This is a genomic window from Clostridium aquiflavi, assembly GCF_031344075.1.
In the GTDB taxonomy this organism is placed as follows: Bacteria; Bacillota; Clostridia; order Clostridiales; family Clostridiaceae; genus Clostridium; species Clostridium aquiflavi.
The window spans coordinates 23,928-38,321 of sequence record NZ_JAVJAN010000029.1; the positions used below are offsets into that span (position 1 = coordinate 23,928).

Annotated in this window: 13 protein-coding genes; 12 read left to right on the forward strand and 1 reads right to left on the reverse strand. The window is 27.1% G+C overall.

The features are described from left to right. Nucleotides 1–21 precede the first annotated feature (21 nt). The 6 genes from RGC78_RS11310 to RGC78_RS11335 all read left to right on the forward strand — a co-directional run bounded on the left by RGC78_RS11310 (nt 22) and on the right by RGC78_RS11335 (nt 5,982). On the forward strand, nt 22–741 hold the full coding sequence (locus tag RGC78_RS11310) for an MBL fold metallo-hydrolase (protein WP_252216431.1): 720 nt from the start codon (nt 22–24) through the stop codon (nt 739–741). An 836-nt stretch (nt 742–1,577) separates the two neighbouring features. After that, nucleotides 1,578–2,378 carry an ABC transporter ATP-binding protein gene (locus tag RGC78_RS11315; protein ID WP_309556668.1) on the forward strand — a complete coding sequence of 267 codons (801 nt, stop codon included), beginning with the start codon at nt 1,578–1,580 and terminating at the stop codon, nt 2,376–2,378. Continuing rightward, nucleotides 2,375–3,124: a hypothetical protein gene (locus tag RGC78_RS11320; protein ID WP_252216435.1), complete on the forward strand. Its 750-nt coding sequence runs from the start codon at nt 2,375–2,377 to the stop codon at nt 3,122–3,124. The genes RGC78_RS11315 and RGC78_RS11320 overlap by 4 nt, the downstream gene beginning before the upstream one ends. An 11-nt stretch (nt 3,125–3,135) precedes the next feature. Next, nucleotides 3,136–3,528, forward strand: coding sequence for a YxeA family protein (locus tag RGC78_RS11325; RefSeq protein ID WP_309556669.1), 393 nt, complete (start codon nt 3,136–3,138; stop codon nt 3,526–3,528). A gap of 388 nt (nt 3,529–3,916) precedes the next feature. After that, entirely contained in the window at nt 3,917–4,426 is a 510-nt protein-coding gene (locus RGC78_RS11330; RefSeq protein WP_309556670.1) for a hypothetical protein, read from the forward strand. Nucleotides 4,427–4,683: 257 nt separating this feature from the next. Then, entirely contained in the window at nt 4,684–5,982 is a 1,299-nt protein-coding gene (locus RGC78_RS11335) for a DEAD/DEAH box helicase (protein WP_252216440.1), read from the forward strand. A gap of 155 nt (nt 5,983–6,137) precedes the next feature. Here the strand turns inward: RGC78_RS11335 and glpQ are convergent, their stop codons facing one another. Next, nucleotides 6,138–7,238: a glycerophosphodiester phosphodiesterase gene (gene glpQ / locus RGC78_RS11340; RefSeq protein ID WP_252216441.1), complete on the reverse strand. Its 1,101-nt coding sequence runs from the start codon at nt 7,236–7,238 to the stop codon at nt 6,138–6,140. A 539-nt stretch (nt 7,239–7,777) separates the two neighbouring features. Here glpQ and RGC78_RS11345 point away from each other — a divergent pair. The 6 genes from RGC78_RS11345 (at nt 7,778) to RGC78_RS11370 (ending at nt 14,075) form a co-directional block, all read left to right on the forward strand. Beyond that, entirely contained in the window at nt 7,778–8,404 is a 627-nt protein-coding gene (locus RGC78_RS11345; protein WP_061280548.1) for a DUF47 domain-containing protein, read from the forward strand. After that, on the forward strand, nt 8,397–9,395 hold the full coding sequence (locus tag RGC78_RS11350) for an inorganic phosphate transporter (protein WP_252216443.1): 999 nt from the start codon (nt 8,397–8,399) through the stop codon (nt 9,393–9,395). Before RGC78_RS11345 ends, RGC78_RS11350 begins: the two co-directional genes overlap by 8 nt. A gap of 289 nt (nt 9,396–9,684) precedes the next feature. Next, nucleotides 9,685–10,257, forward strand: coding sequence for an RNA polymerase sigma factor (locus RGC78_RS11355; RefSeq protein ID WP_252216445.1), 573 nt, complete (start codon nt 9,685–9,687; stop codon nt 10,255–10,257). Beyond that, nucleotides 10,257–11,072, forward strand: coding sequence for a hypothetical protein (locus RGC78_RS11360; RefSeq protein ID WP_252216448.1), 816 nt, complete (start codon nt 10,257–10,259; stop codon nt 11,070–11,072). The genes RGC78_RS11355 and RGC78_RS11360 overlap by 1 nt, the downstream gene beginning before the upstream one ends. A 267-nt stretch (nt 11,073–11,339) precedes the next feature. Further along, nucleotides 11,340–12,257 carry a helix-turn-helix domain-containing protein gene (locus RGC78_RS11365; RefSeq protein ID WP_252216451.1) on the forward strand — a complete coding sequence of 306 codons (918 nt, stop codon included), beginning with the start codon at nt 11,340–11,342 and terminating at the stop codon, nt 12,255–12,257. A 153-nt stretch (nt 12,258–12,410) separates the two neighbouring features. Further along, nucleotides 12,411–14,075, forward strand: a complete 1,665-nt coding sequence (locus tag RGC78_RS11370) for an alpha-glucosidase (protein ID WP_252225737.1) — start codon at nt 12,411–12,413, stop codon at nt 14,073–14,075. Nucleotides 14,076–14,394: the final 319 nt, after the last annotated feature.

Here is a 14,394-nt window from a genome sequence, read left to right on the forward strand (position 1 = left end):
TTATTATTAGGAGGAATTAACATGAGTAAGATAAGCATATTAGAATTGTCTTTCAAATTTGGTAACAAAAAGGATACTATTTACCCTGTAATATTAGAAGATGAAAATGAAATGGTATTAATAGATTGTGGATACCCTGATTTTCTTAGATTGATAGAGAAGGTTGCAATAAATAATGGAGTCAACATAAAAAATTTATCTAAAATAATTATAACGCATCATGATTTTGACCATATGGGAGCGTTAGCAGAATTTAAGAGACAATATCCTAATATACAGATATTAGCATCTAAAGAAGAGGAACCATATATTAATGCTAGTAAAAAATCGTTAAGACTACAACAAGCTGAAAGTATATATGATTCTTTAACAGAAAATCAAAAAGAGCAAGCTAATCATTTTCATAAAATCCTTGAAGCAGTAGAAAGTTGTAATGTAGATATAACATTAAAAGATAAAGATTATTTAGAGTTTTGTGGAGGAATTGAAATAATAGCTACACCTGGACATATGCTAGGTCACATATCTATTTATCACAAAGAAAGCAAATCATTAATAACTGGAGATGCTTTGGTTGTAGAAAATGGAAATTTAGATATTGCATTACCTCAGTATACTTTCGATATAGAAGAGGCTAAAAGGTCTATTAAAAAATTTTTGAATTATGATATTGATAGAATCATATGTTATCATGGTGGAATATATGAAAATGAGATAATAGAAACACTTAAAAACATTTAATATTAAAAAATGAAGAATTAGAACATTTATTTTGTTTTAGGGCTATTGAATTAATTAAATAAATTTAATTAAGAGTAAAGTACACTATTCTTTGTGGGATGGGTGCTTTTTCTCTTTGCCATTAAGCTTTCTATGAATACCAAGAAATTTAATCTTGATAATTAACTTAGAAATAAAAAGATTATGTTTTAAAACTAATTTAATAATATAAATAGTAACAAAGCTTTTTATAGTTAATTCTACAATAGTCCAAGGAGGATAAAATGTTCAAAACCCCCGTAGCCATCCTACTACGGCATTTCTATATTCTAACTTGGATATTATACCATAATTATGTAGAATGAATATGTGGGTATTAATTGGAAAAACCTCATTTAGAATAAGTAATGGAGAACCGTATCACAAATAAGTGATACGGTTTTTTATTAGATAGATATAATAAAATAAATTTAATAGCTTATAAAAAAGATAGCTAGAGTATGGTTTATCTTACACCTAAAGTAAAAAATAAAAGCACAAGAGAAAATTAAAAAATATTTTAGCAAGATATTAATTGGGTAAGCCTTGTGGGTTTTTGCAATGATTTTTAGGAATTAAGGTTTATTTAAGCTTATATTAAAGATTGAAGTTTATTCAAAATATATAATATTAGACAAATAGTAAATCTACTTCATGTACCAAGAGAGATAACTATCAAATTTATTGATATTGAAGATAAATATATAAGTATAGAAATTTATAAAAATGAAACGCTAGTATTTTGTACAAATTTTGAAGATTATGAACAAAGTATGACTAGAATTGAAAAGTTTTTGAGAATAAATAAAGGAGTTATTATGATTAAATTAAAACACATTAATAAATATTATGGTGATTTTCATGTTACCAAAGATTTAAACTTGCATGTAAAAAAAGGAGAGATATATGGTTTAATAGGAAAAAATGGTGCAGGTAAGACAACTATTTTTAAAATAATCCTTGGTTTATCAGATTTTTCAGATGGAGAGTTGTCTATCAAAAACAGTAAGAATTATTCTGAACTATTAACTAATAGAAAAAAAATAGGTTTCTTTATAGGAAAAAACTTTTTTGACTATCTTGATGCAAAAGAAAATTTACAATATTATCGTAAATTAAAAGGTATTAAGGATAAGAAGGAAATAGAACGAGTCCTTAAAATAGTTGGATTGAATACTACTAAAGCAAAATACAAATCTTTTTCAATGGGAATGAAACAAAGATTAGGAATTGCAAGTGCATTACTTGGAAATCCAGAGATTCTTATATTGGATGAGCCGACAAATGGACTTGACCCTCAAGGAATTGTAGATATTAGAAATCTGGTAAAACAACTGAATCAGGAATATGGAATGACAATTATTGTTTCCTCACATATATTAGGTGAACTTGAACATACTGCAAATAGATTTGGCATTGTGCATGAAGGAAAAGTATTACGTGAAATTACTCTAGACGATTTAAAAAGTGAATCAGATACTATCCAAATAAGTGTAAATGACATAGATAGAACTAGAGAAATTTTAAAGTCAAATCATATTGAAATTTTAGCAGAAAAATCTTCTACTAAAACTTTAGAAGATTATTACTTTGAACTTGTGGGAGGGAAAATAAAATGATTAATTATATTCTAGCTGATATTCGTAGGATTAGTCGTAAGCAATCATTTATTTATACACTAGGTGGATTTATTGGATTGTTTCTACTAATGATTTTTATATATTATAATCCAACATTTAATCAGAATGCATATCTTGAAAAAACAGATACATTTTTAGGTTTCTTTCCATTGGTTATGGGACTTTCTATTTTTTTATCAATTTATTATGATGATTTTAAAAGCAAGTCTATGCAGATTGCCATTGGATATGGAATTTCAAGAAGTAAAGTTGTTTTAACAAAAATTATTGAAGTGGCTATACTTTCACTCTTATCAGCATTATTGTTGGGAATTGTGATTTTAGTTATTCCAATATTTTTAAAAATGTCTTTATCAAGTAAAGAAATATTTACAATTATTTTAGGCGTTGGCGCAGAAGCATTAAGAATTATTGGATATATCAGTATGTCAACTATATTAGTTTATTATTCACAAAATGCAATGATAGGTACTATATTCTACGTTCTGTTATCATCAAAGACTGTTATGCTAATTTTAGCGACTATTTTAGGGCAAGGTTTTATTATAAATTCAATTGGGGACTTGACTAAATTCATGTATACAATAATTTTATATAAAGAAAAATTATCTTTCATTGAAACAGGAAGTTTTGACTTTTTAATCATAGCAGGAATTTTGGTATATATTGTATTACCTACCATTATTACAATAATAATGTTTAGAAAAAAAGAATTAGAATTTTAGGAGGAATAATTATGAAAAAAATAATAGGAATTATTGCTATAGTAATCATTATATCTGGAGCATTTTGGGCCAAAGGATACTATAATAGTAGATATGTTGTTTCAGATACATATTACACTCAAATACCATTAGATGAAGTAAATGAGGATTCATGGTTAGTTGATAATAAAGGTGAAAAGCAAGAAAAAGGAAAATCATATGATTTAATTGGATTTAATAAAGAAGGAAAAGAAAGAGAAGTTCATTTTTTCAAACGAGGTACTGCTAAAGATTACTATGAACCAGGAATTTATATTAAAGTAGATGTAAGCAAAACTATTGAATTAGATACCAATGTAGTTGAAAAGCATAATGTTCCAGAAAAGGCTCTAGAAAAAATTAGTGAAAAAGGTACTAAGAAATAAATTATTATTTTATTTCTTTGATAAGTCCAAAATGGTTAATAGGTGTCAGCTTTAAGTTGACACCTAATTTTGTAGATATTACTTGGTTAAAGCTACTTTTATGAACAAAAATTAGAGAATATCTTAAGATATAATAGTAAGGCAAATTACCAACTAAAATCCACAATAATGTATATATTACATATAATATGTAATATATACATTATTGTGGTATAATTGTTTCCGGAATAAAAATATATACTAATTTAAGAAGGGGTAGATAGCAAATGAAAAAAAAGTAATAGCCTTTTTTTGCGGAGTAATTTGCACTCTATTAATAGTAGGGTGTAGTGGAGGCAGTAAAGTAAAAGAATTAACAGATCAGGATACAAAAACATATGCAGAACAAATGAAAGAAGATCCTTTATCTGGAGATATTAACTTGAATGGGGTCAAGTTATCGTTGCCTATTAATGTAAAAACGTTGGCTGATAATGGATTTAAATTTAATGATTATGATCATAAGTCACAAGAATTAGAAAATGATTATTATGTAGATGATATAATAATGGATGATGGAAAAAAAGGTGAGGATACTAGAATTAGGGTAACAATTTATAATAATAGTGGAACAACAGTGAAGTTAGATGATGCTAAAATTGGTGAAATCAAAATTAAAAAAAGTAAAGAACCTTATAAGAACACTGTTGTATTACCTAAAGGTATTACTTTAAATTCAACTTATGATGATGTTATAAATGCATATGGTAAGCCAAAAGTAGATTATATGAATGAAGCTGGTTTTGTTAATTACTTTACAAGCGATATTGGGGAATATGGTCAAAAGATGGAAATTTATTTTGATAAAACTACAAAAGTAGTTGATTCTATAGAATTAAAAAATATACCATATCAGTAATTAGTAAAGATAAAATCTGACATTAGTTCAATAAAAGTTTTTTATTGTTTCTGAGGATATTATAAATAAATGATGCTATTTTACTAAAATAATTGTATAATAATTATGAGAGACTCTCGCTATAAGTATGGGTTTGTTACTTACATATAGCTAGTGTCTTTCTTTGTTTTTTGTAAAGAAATAAATATAAGAGTTTATTTTAATAATATAATTTATGAGGGCAGTGAATTTGTATAATGCCCTAAAAAGGAGAAAAGATGTTATTTAAAGATTTAAATATAATAGAACCAATTCAGAAAGCTTTAACAGAAGCGGGATACACAAATCCAACACCAATACAAGAACAATCAATTCCATCATTATTAAAGGGAAAAGATTTTCTAGGATGTGCACAAACAGGTACAGGTAAGACAGCAGCTTTTGCTATTCCTGTTTTACAAAACATAGCAAAAAATCAAAAGAAATCAGATGAACCAAGAACAATAAAAGCTTTAATATTAGCGCCAACTAGAGAATTAGCAATTCAAATAGAAGAGAATTTTACTCTTTATAGTAAGCATACTAATATTAAAAATACAGTAATCTTTGGTGGAGTATCACAAAAACCCCAAACTAGAATATTAGGTGAGGGAGTAGATATCTTAATTGCAACACCAGGTAGATTACTTGATTTAATAGATCAAAAATATATTGATTTAAGTAATGTTAAACATTTTGTGTTAGATGAAGCTGACCGTATGTTTGATATGGGAATGGTTCGTGATGTTAAGAAAATAGTAGCTAAGTTACCAAAGGTTAGACAAAATCTTTTATTCTCTGCGACTATGCCTTCAGAAGTTAAGAGCTTAGTAAACAGTATTCTTAAAGATCCAGTAAAAGTTGAAGTAGCACCTGTTTCATCAACTATAGATACTATTACTCAAGGAGTATATTTTGTTACAAAGAAAGATAAGAAGTCTTTACTTGTTCATCTTCTTAAAGATGAATCTATTAAGTCATTATTAGTATTTTCAAGAACAAAATATGGAGCAAATAATATTGTAAAAGATCTTGCTAAGACTGGAACTGAGTCTCAAGCAATTCACGGTAATAAGTCTCAAAATGCAAGACAACTTGCTTTAAGCAATTTTAAAGAGGGGAAAATAAGGGTTTTAGTAGCAACTGATATAGCTGCAAGAGGAATCGATGTAGATGGATTATCACATGTTATAAATTATGATTTACCTGACGTACCAGAAACTTATGTACATAGAATTGGAAGAACTGGTAGAGCTGGACATAGTGGTGTAGCAATATCGTTTTGTGATGTTGATGAAAAAAGTGCACTTAAGGATATTGAAAAGACAATAGGAAAAAACATTCCTGTAATGAAGAATGTTGAATTTGAAAGAATAGTTATAACTAGAGAACCAGCTCAAAAGAAAGAAGCAGATAAGAAGACTACTGATGCTAATAAAAAACCAAGAAGAAATTGGTATGCTGATAAAAGAAGAAGCCAAGGCAATGGTAGTCAGCAAGGAAAGAGACAAAGTGGTAGAACTCAACAAGCTAGATAGAATATAAGTATATGATAAGTTTGTTGTAATACATATAAAAATTACCGATAGTTAGAAGAAAAACCTAAACTATCGGTAACTTGTTTTTATTTAGCCTGTTCAGGTATACTTATACATGGATTAATACGTGACTAAAGTATAAACATTTATTTAAATTATTTAATTGGTCCTTCGCTTTTAGCCTTTACTCCGATATCAGCGAAATCTGTAAATAAACCATCTACATTAACTTCAAATAATAATTTTCTAATGAATTGGTCTGCATCTTTAGCGTATTTTGGTAGATCATCTTTACGCACTGTATATGGATGTATTTCAAGATTATTAGCATGTGAATCTTTTACAAAGTTTGCATTAGCAACTAAAGCACTCTTCTTTTGATTTCCGTTTTCATCTAATATTTGATCTGTACATGGGCCTACGCCATCAGCAAATTTTGCAATTTCTTTTAATCCCTTAGCAGAAAGCATGTATGGAACATCATCGCCTTCATTATCTTCCCAATCTGAATGACCTATTAATTGAACTAATTTACATTTAGGGTTTAATGTTTCTTTAAAGCTCTTTAAATAAGTTGGGTCAAAACATTGAATATAACATTTAGCATCTTTTTGGTTGTAACCATATTTATCAAGCATTTTTAAAGTGATAGCTCCAATATCATGTCCATTTTCTTTATAGAATTTAGGGAATTTTAATTCAGGATATATTCCCACATTACGTCCTGTACTCTTGTTAAGTCCTTGTATTAATTGAATTTCTTCTTCTAAAGTAGGTACCTCAAAATGAGAACTTCCTAGAGGAAATCTATCTTTGAAAACAGCATTTCCTGTATCAAGGTCTATACGTTCATGCACAGTAAGGTTTTTAATTTCTTTTAAAGTAAAGTCAACTATATAGTATCTTCCATCAGCACGTTTTCTGTTTGGATAAAGCTCAGCTACATTAGTTGTTGTATCTAGATGCGTGTCATGCATTACTACTGGAACACCATCTTTAGTAATATTAACATCTGCTTCTATATAATCTACTCCCATTGCATATGCTAAAGAATATGCTTCTAAAGTATGTTCTGGTAAGTAACCTGAAGCTCCTCTATGAGCAATTATTATTTTATCAGACTTATTAATACTTTGATTTGCTTCTCTTGAAGCTGAGATTGTTGCTGCATTACAGCTCACTTGTCCACAAACAACAAGACCTACACTTAAAACTAATGCAGTAGCTAAAGCTACTAATTTACGTGTTTTTTTCATTAATACCACTCCTAAACGTTTTCATTTAATTCGTAATAATAAAATTAAAAAAGCGCTATTAATAAAGGCAAAAAATGCATCTTTAAAAATAGCGATCAATAAACTCTCTTACTATAAAATATTATTCAATTATGGTTAATATTGCTACCACAATTGAATGATACTACAGATTTAAATTTCTAGCAAGTATCATTTAAGGATTTTTTTACCACAAATTTAGACATTGAATTTTAGTTTTTATATTAAATAATTTATGGTAATAATAAAATAAACCAGTTATTATGTAAATAATTAGTTAATTTATTATTTTTTAGGATAAAAATACATAATAAATAAACTTAAAAGTAATTATTTTACATACAAAATAATAGACTCTTATTAGCGTTTATAAGTTAAATACTTTACATAAAATATTAAATCTATGTTAAATTTCTAAAATTTTACTCAAACCAGTTTAAAAATTTACCACAAAAGGAATATAATTATTTTGGGGTTAAAATCAGATATAATATTTTTATATTAATCTAGGAGATGAAATAATGTTTAATTTTAATTGTAAAGAAGATAAATTTTACCAGATGTTATTAAAATCAGCTGAAATTGTTAATGAAGCGGCTATTGAATTGAGAAAAAGTTTGGAGTGTTTAGATAAGAGAGAGATACAAGTAAAGAATACATCAGAATTAGAAAACATTGGTGATGAATTAGTTCGCACTTTAATTAAAGAATTAAATGATGCATTTATAACACCTATAGACAGAGAAGATGTATATGAAATCATAAAAGAAATGGATAATATTTTAGATTCCATTAATTCAACAGTTCACAGATTTATAATGTTTGATATAACAGAAAGTACAGAAGAATTAAGAGAAATATGTAATATGTTAGTACAAGCTACTAAAGAACTTGTAGTTTTAATGAGTGAGTTAAAAATACATGGCTGTAAATCTAAAAATATAAATACTAAAATCATGAATATAAGTAAAATTGAAAGTGAAGCAGATAAAATATTTAGAAAAACTGTACAGCAATTATTTAAACATGAGAGAGATCCTATAACAATTATAAAGTGGAAAGAAATCTATCAGATTTTAGAAGACACAGTGGATAATTGTGAAAAAGTAGCTAATATAGTAGAAAGAGTTGTAATTAAAAATGCATAGTTCGTTAATTGTAACAATACTAATAATAATTTTTGCAGTAGCATTTGACTTTATAAATGGTTTCCATGATACAGCTACAGCAGTTGCAACTTCAATAACTACAAGGGCACTTACCCCTAAACAAGCTATTATAATATGTTGTATATTTAATTTTTTCGGTGCCTTTATGGGAACAGCAGTTGCAAAAACAGTTGGCGAGAACATTGTAAGCCATGCATCTATACCACAATGGGTAATAATGTGTGTATTAATTTCGTCTATAATTTGGAATTTACTAACATGGTATTTTGGAATTCCAAGTAGTTCATCTCATGCCTTAATAGGAGCACTTGTAGGAGCGGGAATTGCATATACTAGTACTCTTAATGTTGTTAATTGGTACAACCTTTTTCACAGCGTAATTTTATGGTTATTTCTTTCACCTGTGATAGGATTTATAGTTGGATATATATTAATGATAATATTAAATTTTGTATTAAAGTCTTATACGAGAACTGTTGTGAATAAGATATTTTTAAAATTACAAGTATTAGCTGGCGCATTTATGGCATTCAATCATGGTGGAAATGATGCGCAAAAATCTATGGGAATAATAACTATGGCGTTACTAAGTGGTGGATTAATAAGTACATTTGAAGTGCCTACATGGGTAATTTTTATTTGTGCATTATCAATGGCACTTGGAACTTCTATAGGTGGTAAAAAAATAATAAAAACTATGGGAAGTGGAATGGCAAAATTAACTCCTGTAAATGGATTTGCAGCTCAAACTGGTGCTGCTTGCGTAATATTAACAGCAACATTATTTAATGCACCAGTAAGTACAACACATATAATAACAACAACTATAATGGGGGTTGGAGCATCTAAAAGATTTAAAAATGTAAAATGGGGAGTAGCGAAACAAATAGTTTGGGCATGGTTTTTAACTATTCCAATAACAGCAATATTTTCAGCATTGTTTATATTAATAATTAAATTATTTATATAATAATGAATACATAACATACGCAATAAAAATAATTTTATAGCTATATAATTAAAAGTGCTATCTTTGAAATAAAATGTACTCTATGATTTAAATACATTTTATAATCAAAGAGCGCTTTTTTATTTGTTTTAAAAGTCTTATTTTATTTTAATAGACTATAAGTAAGATGAATATATAAAGTTAAAAAAATATTAAAAAAAATCTTTTATTATAAATGAACCATTTTTAAAGTTAAAGTCTCTTATATATAGATGCATCTAGAGAGGCCTTTAAGGAAGGAGATATAAAAGTGAGTGAAAAAGAACTTGTTCAAAAAATCCAGTCTGGTGATATTAACGCTTTAGGCGAAATATTTGAAATATACAAAAGTCAATCATTAAAATATGCATATTTAATTACAGGTAATAAATTTACTAGTGAAGATATTGTACAAGAAGCATTTATAAAATGTTATTTAAGTGCTAAGAGTCTAAAAAATATAGAACAATTTAAACCATGGTTTTTTAAGATTCTAACAAGAATTGCCTGGAAACATGTAGGTAAAGAGAAAAAAGCTTTGCCTTTTGAAAATATTTTTGAAAAAGCAAATGATGAAAGTATTGATAAATCAATTGATATATATATAAGAGACCAAGAGGCAGAAACACTTCATGCTGAAATTGAGCATTTGGATTTAAAGCAAAAAACAGTGATAATACTTTTTTATTTTAATGGATTAACTGTAAAGGAAATTGCAAAAATTATGGGATGCTTTGAGGGAACGATAAAATCAAGGCTTTATACTGCAAGAAAAAAATTAAAAGAAACCTTATCAAAAGATAAAAAGTGTGAAATATCAAAAGCAAAGGAGTGTGAAGTTTAATGGACAGAAAATTAAATGAAAACATAGATGAAAAAATTATAGATTGTTTAAATAAAAAATCTGATGAAATTTCAGCTCCAGAAAATATGTTTTTTAAAATTAGAGCTGGAATTTTAGAGGAAAAAGATAGGGGAGTGTTATTTAATATGAAAATTAGATTTTTAAAAGCGAAAACCATGATAGTAGTAGGCCTTTTATTTATAGCAACAACTGCAACTTGTGTTGCAGCAACAGGAGGATTACACTGGAATTCAAGCAGTTCTAGAATGAATGAAATTAATAAGTTTCCAACAGAAGATGTAGTTAAAAAAACAGTCGGCTATTGTCCTAAATATGTAGATGAATTTTCAAATGGATTTAAGTTTGAATCATTTAACTTTTCAGATAGTTCATTAGAAAATGATAATGGTGATTCAGTTTTAAAAACTAAAGATGCAAATTTCAGCTATAAAAAAGATGGTGCTAGAAAAGATCAAAGTTTATTTTTGGAAGCAACACCTATTAGTGAAGAATATTTTAATAAAGATTCGGAAGATAAAAAAGATATTACTGAGTACAATGGAATCAAGGTATATTACAACAATTTTAAATATAAAGCTGTACCAGTAGATTACGTAGAATCAGAAGAAGAATCAAAGTTAATTCAAGAGGGAACTTTGCAAATTGGATTTGGAGCTGATGAAATTAGTGAATCTAATACACAATTTGTAAGATGGTATGAAAATGGTATTCAATATAGCATTATGAATATGGGGTATGATGATGTTGATAAAGATCAAATGATTGAAATGTCTAAAACAGTTATAAATAAATAACATTAAAAAAGAGAGAGTAGTTTTTAGATTTAGAATGCATTATATTTCAAATGTATTTTAAAACAAATAACTACTCTTTTTATTATTGCAACAACTATACAAAAATTTAATATTATAGAGTTTAATTAATACTATTAAAGAATTTTATATTAGATAATTATATTGATTTAATGTTATAGTAATCTAAATTTAAAATATTTTTATATGGTAAAATTATATAAAAAGTAGTGAAAAAAATAATTTATATTTTGGGTTAGAGGTTAGATTATGGAAAAAAATCAACTTAAGGAAATTAAAAAGCATGGAACTGTAAATTTTCCATGTGCATTTTACTATACAGGAAGTGATTCGGAAGATTTAATCGTGAAACACCATTGGCATGATCAATTAGAGTTAATTCACATGAAAAAAGGTGAATTTCAAGTAGAAATAGATATGGATAAGCATGTTGTACATGAAGAAGCTATTTGTTTTATCAATAGTGAGGAGCTTCATTTTATCAAATCAAATCACCCGTGCAAAGAAAGTGCTATTGTTTTTGATTTAAAAATGCTTAGTTTTGATATGTTTGATTCTATACAAGGCTCATTAATTCAACCATTATTAAATGGTGAATTAAAGATGCCACATTTTATTTTTAAGAAAGAAAAATATGGAGAAGAAATTTTAAAAGAGTATTATGAGATTTTAGACGCATATAAAATAAGTGGACAAATATCACAAAATCCAGAAGGTAATATTGCAGAAAAATTATCATCACAAATAAAAATAAAAGCATCTTTATTAAAAATTTTAGCAATACTATATGAAAATAATTTGCTTATAAAAGAGAATGATAACAATAAAGATTATAGAGTAGATTATATAAAAACAGCTATTTCTTATATTCAAAATAATTATTCAGAAAAGATACATATAAAAGATTTAGCTAAGCAAATTAATATGAATGAACAATACTTTTGCCGTTTTTTCAAAAGGATGATTGGTAAAACGCCTATGGAATATGTTAATGAATATAGAATAAAGAAGGCTAAAGAACTGTTAAGGGAAACTAATAGGCAAGTCATGGATATATGTCTAGAGTGTGGATTTCACAATATGGGGAATTTCATTAAGGTATTTAAAAGGCATACAGGAATAAATCCAATGAAATACAGAAAAGATTTTGGTAATAAAAAGTCATAAAAACGTAACTTTAAATCATTAATACGTAAGAAAACTCAAATTTAAGATTGTATTATATAATTATAGTAAAACAACGAGAGTCTTATGAGGAGGTGAATTTTAGTGAGAGATTTATATGAATTTAAATATTTAAATCTCTTACTAAATATAATTATGATAAAAAAATGGTGGCATGACAAAGTAGCATATCAAATATATCCTAAAAGTTTTAATGATTCTAATGGAGATGGAATAGGTGATTTAAGAGGAATTATTAATAAACTTGATTATCTAAAAGAATTGGGGGTAGATATAATTTGGATTTCTCCAGTTTATTGTTCTCCAATGGTAGACCAAGGATATGATATTTCTGATTATTATAATATAGATCCTAGATTTGGAACAATGGAAGATATGGATGAATTATTAAAGGAAGCTAAGAAAAGAGATATGCATATATTAATGGATTTAGTTGTTAATCATTGTTCAGATCAACATGAATGGTTTAAAAAAGCAATAGAAGATCCAGAGGGAGAATTTGCTGATTATTTCTATTTTAGAGAAGGTAAAGATGGAAATCCACCTTGTAATTGGCGTTCATATTTTGGTGGAAGTGTATGGGAAAAGATACCTAACAGCAATAAATACTATCTTCATTTATTTGCAAAGGAGCAACCAGATTTAAATTGGGAAAATCCTAAACTAAAAAAGAAATTATATGACATGATTAATTGGTGGCTTGAAAAGGGTTTATCTGGATTTAGAATTGATGCGATTATTAATATAAAGAAGGATTTAAGATTTGAAGATTTCCCATCTGATAGAGAAGATGGACTTTGTAGTATGCACAATATGTTAGATGCAGCTGAAGGTGTTGGGGATATGCTTAAAGAATTAAAAGAAGAAACTTTTGATAAGTTTGATGCTTTTACAGTTGGAGAAGTGTTTAATGAAAAAGAAGGCGAGCTTTATAAATTTATAGGCAAAGATGGTTATTTCTCTTCTATGTTTGATTTTAGTATGAACATACTAGGAGAAAATGAAAAGGGTTGGTATGGTTATAGAGATTTTACTCCAAACGAATTAAGAAAGGCGATTTTTGATAGCCAAATAAAAACAGCTGATATTGGATTTAAAGCAAATATTATTGAAAATCATGATGAGCCAAGAGGGGTAAGCAGATATCTTCCTACTGAAGAGTGTAATGATTATAGTAAAAAGATGTTGGCAGCTATATCACTTATGTTAAGAGGAATTCCTTTTATTTATCAAGGTCAAGAGCTTGGAATGTCAAATAATAAATTTAATTCAATAGAAGAAATTGATGATATTTCAACAATAGGTCAATATAATGTTGCAATTGAACATGGCTATAATAATGAAGAAGCACTAGAAATTGTAAATAAATATAGTAGAGATAATGCTAGAACACCATTCCATTGGAATGATAGCAAGAATGCAGGATTTACAGAAGGAGAGCCTTGGCTTAAAGTTAATGAAAACTATAAATCAATTAATGCAGAATCACAAATTGATGATGAAAATTCAGTGCTTAGTTTTTATAAAAAGCTTATAAAATTAAGAAAATCTGATGAATTTAAAGATGCTATAGTATATGGTAAGTTTAAGCCAGCATTAGAAGAGCATAATAATATTTTTGCTTTTTACAGAGAGAGCTTAGATAAGAAGTTAATGTTAGTAGCTAATTATCAAAGAGATGAACAAGTAATTGAACTATCAAGTTATAAGAACGTATTAATTAATAATTATGAAACAGTAAATGTTGAAGACAAGAAAATAACATTGCAAGGATATCAAGTATTAATTTTAGAAATTTAATAGTAATATAAATAGTAGTAAAACTAAGTTTTTAATTATTTATTTGATTATGCTTTAACAATAACACTTAAGAAAATAATCTTAAATTTTAGAAGGCTATAGGGATAAGAAACATCTCTATAGCTTTTTTTGCTATATAACGATGTATATAATTTTATTTAAAAAATCGGCTCTGTTTTAAATATACACTTCTTAGGCATAGATTACACTACGCCGAAATACAGTTTAAAAATTAAAAATTGAAAATCAATAATAGGAAAAAATTTCCTGGGAAATTTCAATATATATTTTAATTCACTACATCATTTTTAACTAAATA

Bases quoted from the DNA above. Each gene is read 5' to 3' on its own strand.
- RGC78_RS11310 (WP_252216431.1), top strand. From the start codon at position 22: ATGAGTAAGATAAGCATATTAGAATTGTCTTTCAAATTTGGTAACAAA.
- RGC78_RS11315 (WP_309556668.1), top strand. From the start codon at position 1,578: ATGATTAAATTAAAACACATTAATAAATATTATGGTGATTTTCATGTT.
- RGC78_RS11320 (WP_252216435.1), top strand. From the start codon at position 2,375: ATGATTAATTATATTCTAGCTGATATTCGTAGGATTAGTCGTAAGCAA.
- RGC78_RS11325 (WP_309556669.1), top strand. From the start codon at position 3,136: ATGAAAAAAATAATAGGAATTATTGCTATAGTAATCATTATATCTGGA.
- RGC78_RS11330 (WP_309556670.1), top strand. From the start codon at position 3,917: ATGAAAGAAGATCCTTTATCTGGAGATATTAACTTGAATGGGGTCAAG.
- RGC78_RS11335 (WP_252216440.1), top strand. From the start codon at position 4,684: ATGTTATTTAAAGATTTAAATATAATAGAACCAATTCAGAAAGCTTTA.
- glpQ (WP_252216441.1), bottom strand. From the start codon at position 7,238: ATGAAAAAAACACGTAAATTAGTAGCTTTAGCTACTGCATTAGTTTTA.
- RGC78_RS11345 (WP_061280548.1), top strand. From the start codon at position 7,778: ATGTTTAATTTTAATTGTAAAGAAGATAAATTTTACCAGATGTTATTA.
- RGC78_RS11350 (WP_252216443.1), top strand. From the start codon at position 8,397: ATGCATAGTTCGTTAATTGTAACAATACTAATAATAATTTTTGCAGTA.
- RGC78_RS11360 (WP_252216448.1), top strand. From the start codon at position 10,257: ATGGACAGAAAATTAAATGAAAACATAGATGAAAAAATTATAGATTGT.
- RGC78_RS11365 (WP_252216451.1), top strand. From the start codon at position 11,340: ATGGAAAAAAATCAACTTAAGGAAATTAAAAAGCATGGAACTGTAAAT.
- RGC78_RS11370 (WP_252225737.1), top strand. From the start codon at position 12,411: ATGATAAAAAAATGGTGGCATGACAAAGTAGCATATCAAATATATCCT.